The sequence below is a fragment of the Arthrobacter sp. TMS2-4 genome, assembly GCF_054511075.1.
In genome coordinates, this window is record NZ_JBTNDI010000031.1 from 1 (window position 1) to 4,311 (window position 4,311).

General features: G+C 61.8%; 6 protein-coding genes. 4 read left to right on the plus strand and 2 right to left on the minus strand.

The features are described 5' to 3' along the window. On the plus strand, positions 1-620 hold a 620-nt coding region (locus tag ACX80F_RS16840; RefSeq protein ID WP_459337533.1), incomplete at its 5' end, for an IS30 family transposase. A 174-nt stretch (positions 621-794) separates the two neighbouring features. Continuing rightward, positions 795-1,358, plus strand: a complete 564-nt coding sequence (locus ACX80F_RS16845) for a recombinase family protein (RefSeq protein ID WP_459337534.1) — start codon at positions 795-797, stop codon at positions 1,356-1,358. Between the two features lie 47 nt (positions 1,359-1,405). On the opposite strand, the gene ACX80F_RS16850 is transcribed toward ACX80F_RS16845, so the two are convergent. Then, the gene (locus tag ACX80F_RS16850; RefSeq protein WP_459337535.1) at positions 1,406-1,897 is read right to left on the minus strand and encodes a GNAT family N-acetyltransferase; all 492 of its coding nucleotides are present in this window, start codon (positions 1,895-1,897) and stop codon (positions 1,406-1,408) included. 42 nt (positions 1,898-1,939) lie between these two features. Here ACX80F_RS16850 and ACX80F_RS16855 point away from each other — a divergent pair, with 42 nt between their 5' ends. Then, positions 1,940-2,350 carry an SOS response-associated peptidase family protein gene (locus ACX80F_RS16855; protein ID WP_459337536.1) on the plus strand — a complete coding sequence of 137 codons (411 nt, stop codon included), beginning with the start codon at positions 1,940-1,942 and terminating at the stop codon, positions 2,348-2,350. A gap of 277 nt (positions 2,351-2,627) precedes the next feature. On the opposite strand, the gene ACX80F_RS16860 is transcribed toward ACX80F_RS16855, so the two are convergent. Beyond that, the gene (locus ACX80F_RS16860; RefSeq protein WP_459337537.1) at positions 2,628-2,894 is read right to left on the minus strand and encodes a hypothetical protein; all 267 of its coding nucleotides are present in this window, start codon (positions 2,892-2,894) and stop codon (positions 2,628-2,630) included. Between the two features lie 858 nt (positions 2,895-3,752). On the opposite strand from ACX80F_RS16860, the gene ACX80F_RS16865 reads away from it, so the two are divergent. Continuing rightward, on the plus strand, positions 3,753-4,163 hold the full coding sequence (locus tag ACX80F_RS16865) for a four-helix bundle copper-binding protein (protein WP_459337538.1): 411 nt from the start codon (positions 3,753-3,755) through the stop codon (positions 4,161-4,163). Positions 4,164-4,311 lie beyond the last annotated feature (148 nt).

The window sequence follows — 4,311 nt, forward strand, 5'->3', positions numbered from 1 at the left end:
ATCTGCGCTCAGGGAGCACCATCCGCCGGCCACGGAAGGCCAAGCAATCGTTGGGCCGGGGCCGGTTGAAGAACATGGTGCCCATCACCGCCCGGCCGGCATCGATCGAGGCCCGTATCGAGGTCGGCCACTGGGAAGGCGACCTCGTCATGGGAAAGAGACCGTCCGCGGTGGCGACGCTGGTCGAGCGCACGACCCGGGCCGTCAAAGTCGTCCAGCTTCCCGACGGATACAAGGCCGACGCCGTGCGCATCGCGTTGACCACCGCGCTCAAGAACGTCCCCGAGCCGTTACGCCGGTCGCTGACCTGGGACCGCGGCCGGGAAATGGCGGAACATCAGCAGCTCTCCACGGACCTGAGGATGAACGTCTACTTCTGCGCCCCGGGAAGCCCCTGGCAGCGGGGGACGAACGAGAACACCAACAGGATGCTCCGCCAGTACCTCACGAAAGGCTCCGACCTTCGACGGTTCACAGCCAAAGACCTCGATGACATCGCGAACCTCATCAACGACCGTCCCCGGCAGGTTCTGAAATGGGCCAGTTCCAACGACGTCTACCAAACCCACCTCACCTCCAACCAGTCCGCGATACGCTCAGAATCCCAGGTGGTGCATTGACCGGTTGAGGTCGCCATCCTTTGACTGGACGAACGGCGGTGTCCCGCAGCGGGTCGGTGAACTCTAGCGTTGGCGGGGGAGTGGGTGACCTGTCCATGTCCCAGCAATGTGTCTCACATCAAGTATTCTCAACAAAGGAGAAGAAGGCCTTTGATGATCAGGAGGGGCGCAGGAATGGGAAGTATCGGGTATGCCAGGGTCAGCACGCTGGAGCAGAACGCGGATTTGCAGCATGCGGCGCTCACGGCTGCGGGCTGCGGTCGGATTTTCACCGATTACGGGGTGAGCGGGACAGTGGCGAGTCGGCCCGAGTTGGACAAGCTCCTTGATCATCTTCGGAAGGGTGATGAAGTGGTGGTGTGGAAGCTGGACCGGCTGGGACGCAACACCCGGAACCTGCTTGCCCTGATCGATGACCTCGAACACCGTGGCGTGCATTTCCGCAGCGTCACCGAGGGCATCAGCACCACCGGTCCCATGGGTCGGGCGATGCTGACCGTCATGTCCGCGTTCGCCCAACTTGAACGGGACCAACTCGCCGAGCGCACCAGGGCGGGCATGGCCGCGGCAGCCGAACACGGGCGCAAAGCCGGCCGGCGAGAAATCACCGTTGACCATGCCCGGGTTAAGCGCGCCAGAGACTTGAAGGCCCAGGGACTGGCACCGGCGGACATCGGGAAGATCATCGGAGCGAGCCGGGCAACGGTGTACCGGTATCTGAGCATCGAAGCGAGCTGACCCGCAGGCACGAACCTAGGCTGAATCCGCTCAGGCTGAGTGCCGGTTCATGCCGTGGTGGCTGGGCGGGTCATCGTGACAACCTCGCATTTCTCATTCCTGCAGGGGATCCGCGAGATACTGCCGGTGCTTTGGAAACCGAGACTTTTGTACAGTTGGATCGCCGGGAGATTGTGGGCGAGCACTCCCAGCGTCATCACGGGGATGGTCGACGCCGCGGACTCGAGTTGAACGACACCGTCAACCAGCGACCGGCCCGTTCCGAGTCCTCGAAGCGCCGGGTTCACGATGATGAACCCGATCCGCATCAGCCCGGCGTCATCGTCGATCAGCAGTGATGCGTGCCCCATCAACGCGTGAGAGTCACCGTCGACCGCAGACCAGTAGGTCCGCTTTGGGTTCTCCGCGTAGGTCAGCAACTGATCCAGGGTGAGCGGCCATGTGAACGTCGGACCCGACCACAGGACCATGTCCCCGGCGCTTCCCATCCAGCCGAATATCGTCTGAAGATCCTCTGAGGTCGTAGGGTGGAACTTCATCCGGCGAATATATAGAACTCCTACCGATCGTGTGCCGTGCGGGTGAAAGCCTTAATCCCAGCCAACGGCTACTACGAGTTCTGGCCCGACCCCACCAAACCCAAGGACGCCCACGACAAGCGGCTGGTGACCGCAGCTATCCTCACCCAGGCCGCACCTGACGCGCTCGGGCACATCCACGCCAGGACGCCGGTCATCATCCCGGGCGATCTGCAGGATCAGCGGCTGGGCCCGACCATGACCGAGCGGGACCAGGTGCAGCACTTCATCGACACCATCCCGCAACCCACCCTTGTCCCAAGGATCGTCGGCAAGGAAGTCGGGTCGGTGCGTAACGACGGGCCGGAGCTGATTGCGCCCGTCGCAGTGGTTGGTGGCTGGGATGCTGGGTACATGACAGACCAACCCCGGGGCGATGAGCGGCCCAGGTCGCTGCGATTCCTCGCCCTTTAGCAAATGGCGGACTCTTTGCCTCAGTAGAGTTGCTGGCTCTCCAGATCGGAGGCTGCTGCCAGTGGAACGTCGAACACACCAAGCTTGAGGACTACATCACCGGGGCCAACGCCAAAACCCGTACTGACATCGCGCGCGGTGATATCGACGCGTTCCCAAGGCACTGAAGTAAGCCCTACGCAGTCTGCACTAGCTTCCGTCGGGAGACTCGGTGGTATCGGTTGGCGTGACGGCGCTCAGCCATACCCAGCCTTCACGCTGGATCTTGATGAGTGGTTCAAGGAAGCGGATCTTCACCGCTGCGCGTGCAGGCGCGATCGAGTGCTCCTGCACGCAGATGGCGGACGACATGGAGCGCTTCGTCGATAATGTTCAAATCCATCATGGCCGCTGACAACAGCACTTGCTGATCCGGCTTCTCATCACTGCGGGCAAGAATAGCTAGCACTGTGTCGGCCCTCGTGCTGCGTAGGTTTTCCAGCTCCGGCAGAGGCAGTTCCTCCCACCCCTGCTGGGCACGGGAATCATCACCTTCGTTGGTCATAACCACGGCTGGACAAACGATGCACCAGCACAAGTCGTTCCCCCAGGGCCTGCACTATGTGCGTGTAGGGCTGATCGATAGCGTCATGGCAGCAGCACGGTTACCTTCCGGAACATCGACGGTCTGTGGGCGTGCTAGTCAGCCGGCTTAGTTCTTCGGTAGGGTAGAAGTGTAGGGACGGCGGGACTGGAAGGGGACAGTAATCTCCACGTCAGCACGGGGCACCATGCGCACCGCCGCACGTACGGTGGTGCAGGTCGTGCTGACCGTGTCCCTACTGGTGTCATTCACGACCTCAGCAGCCGCGGCCCTGTGCCTACAGATGACTCACGACAGCTCATCCACTGGTATGCGCATGTCCGCAGCCGCCACGGAACTTCCTACTCGAGTGGTTTCAGCGTCTGCCAGCGGCGCCGTCGCGATGGAGACACCGGGAAACCTGAGAGCAGTGCATCCCTGTTGCGACCAACAAGTGAGTACCCCACAGGGAGTCATACCTCCGCAAGGGGCTCTGCTGAGCGAGCAGGGAAGCGGCTCCGCTCTGGACGTCACATCGTTCTTGGTGCGCATTGGCCCGTTGCCTCCCCGGATGTCTCATCCCACGCAGGAAAAACGTGACCATCTCGCCCCGTCGCTGACTGCCCTATCCATCAGTCGGACATAAGTCCGCCCGGCCGCCACCCCTACAGAAATGCAGACGTACCGCGGCTTCACGCTGCCCATGACCGGGTACTTGCGTGCCCGGTCAAGAGGACTATCCACATTCGGTGGCTGCCTCCTATTGCCCTCGGCTTCTTAGTGCCTTCGGCTCGCTTATCGCCATGCCCTGAACAACATGCCCTGAACAAGGAGAAACCCATGACACACAACATCACGTCCATGCTTGAGACCTACCCCAAGGATTTGGGGGGAGTGGACCGGGCCAAACTCGCAGAATGCATCCAGGCCTGCTTCGAGTGCGCCCAAGTCTGCACTGCCTGCGCCGATGCCTGCCTCAGTGAGGATATGGTCGCCGAGCTCACCAAGTGCATCCGAACCAACCTGGACTGCGCGGATATTTGCTCGACCACGGGCAACATCCTGTCCCGCCACACCGGGTACGACGTGAACATTACCCGCAGCGTCGTGGAGGCCTGCCGCGCTGCGTGCAAGGCTTGTGCGGACGAATGTGAGCAGCACGCCGAGATGCATGATCACTGCCGGATTTGCGCCGAAGCGTGCCGCCGATGCGAGAGGGCCTGCGAGGAGTTGCTCTCCGTCCTCGGCTAGTCCTCACGTTTCTGGCACTCCTACTTGCCAGAGCGCAAGTTGTGCCCCGCATAGTGGTGTAGCGCGGTTGCCGGGTTCATCATCGTGATGGACATGAAGGCGGCCACCGCGTGATCCTTCGAGGAATCTCCTACAACCCTCTCGAACG